This window comes from Geminicoccus flavidas, from assembly GCF_009806515.1.
GTDB lineage: Bacteria > Pseudomonadota > Alphaproteobacteria > Geminicoccales > Geminicoccaceae > Geminicoccus > Geminicoccus flavidus.
This window is the reverse complement of record NZ_WUJP01000767.1, coordinates 1-2,891: the sequence shown is the minus strand read 5'-3', so window position 1 is coordinate 2,891 and position 2,891 is coordinate 1. Positions and strand designations below refer to the sequence as shown.

At 70.0% G+C, this 2,891-nt stretch carries 3 protein-coding genes; all 3 read right to left on the bottom strand.

All coding sequences use genetic code 11. The features are described from left to right. The coding region (locus tag EQG76_RS22100; RefSeq protein WP_159716481.1) for an FAD-dependent oxidoreductase at nt 1-777 on the bottom strand (777 nt) is incomplete at its 3' end. Then, on the bottom strand, nt 774-2,657 hold the full coding sequence (gene asnB / locus EQG76_RS22095; protein WP_159716480.1) for an asparagine synthase (glutamine-hydrolyzing): 1,884 nt from the start codon (nt 2,655-2,657) through the stop codon (nt 774-776). The genes EQG76_RS22100 and asnB, both read right to left, overlap by 4 nt. Next, nucleotides 2,633-2,891 (bottom strand): glycosyltransferase (locus EQG76_RS22090; RefSeq protein ID WP_200841019.1); only part of this gene is annotated, 259 nt, incomplete at its 5' end. The genes EQG76_RS22090 and asnB, both read right to left, overlap by 25 nt.

The following is a 2,891-nucleotide window of genomic DNA, read 5'->3' as shown; positions in this document are numbered from 1 at the left end:
CGGGGCCGGGCGGTCCAGCACCAGATTGAAGGCAAGGGAGGGCCGGAACAGGTCGCGACGGCGGATGGATGGCAGGTGGCGGAGGGTCAGGTCGCTCCAGGGCCCGGTGGCGTTGACCACCGCTGCCGCCGTGACCCGGGCACCATCGGCCGTGCACAAGCCCACGGCCTGGCCGCCCTCGACCAGGATCTCCACCACCGTGGCGCCGGTCCGCAGTGCGGCACCTGCAGTCTCTGCGCGCCTGGCCAGGGCGGCTGCCAGTGCCGGCGCATCGCGGGCCACCGCGTCATGCCAGAGGGCCGCGCCCTCCAGACCCGGCAGGTCGCCGAGCGAGGGCAGGAGGCGGCGCACGTCTGCTGCCGTCAGCACCCGGCCGGCGGCCAGGTGCCGATCGGAACGGAGGCCCCGGTTGCGCTCGCGTGCCAGCGCCGCGTCCAGGGCGAAGGCCGCGCGGAACGCCCATGGCCGCTTCAGCCCGCGGCCGGCCAGCGGCATCAGGCAGGGCAGGGGCTCGATCAGGTCGGGGAAGTCGCGCAGCCATTCCCGCCGGGCCAGGACCGATTCGCGGTGCCGGACCAGGTCCAGGGACTGCAAGTAGCGCAGCCCGCCATGCAGGATGCGGAACCAGTTGGCGGAGGTGCGCGCCGCAAGCGTCGCCTCGCGCTCCAGGAGCACCACCCGCCGGCCGGCCCGCGCCGCCTCGTAGGCGAGACACAGTCCGGCCACCCCGCCGCCGATCACCGCGAGGTCGAAGCGCTCTCCGCTGCCAAGGCTCAAAGGCTCACGCCCCAGCGGCGCTGCCAGTCCTGGAAGACCAGCATCGCCCAGATGATGTGGCTGTGGTTGGCGCGATTCGCCCGGTGCTCGGTCAGCAGCGACTCGACCGTGCCGGCCTGGAACAGCCCGTCGGCGCGCAAGCGCTCCGGTGCGAGCAACTCGTCGGTGAGCTCGCGGAATGTGTCGTTCAGCCAGTGCTTGATCGGGATGGAGAAGCCCTGCTTGGTCCGGTACACGCTCTCGCGCGGCACGTGCCGGGCGGTGACCTCCTTGAGCAGCGGCTTGGTCTCGCCGTCGCGGAGCTTGAGCGATGACGGCATCCGGAAGGCCAAGTCGACCACTTCGAGGTCGAGCAACGGCACCCGCACTTCGAGCGAGCAGGCCATCGACATCCGGTCGACCTTCACCAGGCAGTTGTCGACCAGGTAGGACTTCATGTCGACATGCAGCGCCCGGTCAACCGCGTCGCGGCCCTCGGCCTCCTCCATGTAGCGGTGGATATGGGCCTCGGGCTGCTGGGTCTGCCGTTCCGTCATCGCGCCGGTGAACAGGCGGGACCGCAGGGCGCTCTCCAGGAACAGCCGCCAGCGGGCATGGCCCAGCGCCGGGTCGAGCCTCGCCCCCTCCACGAAGCGCTTAGCCTTGTTGATCAGCCCCTTCTTCTGCGGACGTGGCGGGATGCGGTCCAGGATCGGCGCCACCACGCCGCTGCGTAGCGCAGCCGGCAGGCGCTGCCAGCGCTTGGCCATGCCCTGCGCCACATAGGTGTCGTAGCCGCCGAACAGCTCGTCGCCACCGTCGCCGCTCAGCGCTACGGTCACGTGCCGGCGCGCCAGGCGCGAGACCAGATAGGTCGGGAAGATCGAGAAGTCCGCGATCGGGTCGTCCATGAACTGCATGAGATGGTCGAACAGCGTGCGCACATCCGGCCGGATGACCTCGACCTCGTGGCGCACGCCCAGCGCCTCAGCGACCCGCCGCGCATGCGGCAGCTCGTCATAGGAGGAATCGTCGAAGCCGATCGAGAAGGTCAGCGCGTCCCGCCCCATCTTGGCAACGACCATCGAGCTATCGACGCCGCCGGACAGCAGGGCGCCGAGCGGCACGTCGGCCACCATCTGCCGGCGCACCGCCTGCCCGAGCACGGCGTCGAGCCGGTCCGCCCACTCGGTTTCGCTGCGATGCTCCACGGCATCGGCCGGCGGCAGGTCGAAGAAGCGCCGCTCGACGATCTCACCGCTATGCAGGTCGACGGCGAGCGTGCAGCCCGGCTCCAGCTTGCGCACTGCCCGGAACAGGGTGCGCGGTGCCGGCACGTACTCCCAGCACATGAACTCGGCCAGCGCATCATGGTCGAGCTCGCGCGGGACGAGGCCGCTGGCCAGCAGCGCCTTGATCTCCGATCCGAACACCAGCTGACCCGGGAGCCTCGCCACGAACAGGGGCTTGATGCCGATCTGGTCACGCGCGAGCAGCACCCGCTGCCGGGTGCGGTCGTGGAGCGCGAAGGCGAACATCCCGTTCAGGTAGCTCGGAAATGCGTCGCCGTGCTGCTCGTAGAGATGAACCAGCACCTCGGTGTCGGAAGCGGTGCGGAACCGATGACCCTGCCGCTCCAGTTCCGCGCGCAGCTCGCGGTAATTGTAGATCTCGCCGTTGAACACAACCTGGACGCTGCCGTCCTCGTTGCCGATCGGCTGCTGCCCGCCAGCCACGTCGATGATCGACAGGCGGCGCATGCCCATCAGCACCGGCGGGTCGACATGATGCCCCTGGCCGTCCGGCCCGCGGTGCAGGATCGTGTCGGTCATCCGGGCGAGCAGGGAAGGATCCGGGCACTCTCCGCCCGGCAGGGTCAGGACGCCCGCGATTCCACACATACCGCTCTGCTTCGCTCCGGGCAGACCATGTCGAGGACGCGGCGCATTTTCGCCACGTAGACCGGGCGGCTGTAGACGTCGGCATAGCGGCGCCTGGCCCCCTCGCTCACGTTGGCCCTGGCCTCCTCGTCGGCGACCGCGGCGACCAGCGCCTCACCGAACGCAGCAGGCTCCGGATCGGTCAAGAAGCACACGCTCTCGTCCAGGACCTGGGTGTGCGACAGGATGTTGGTC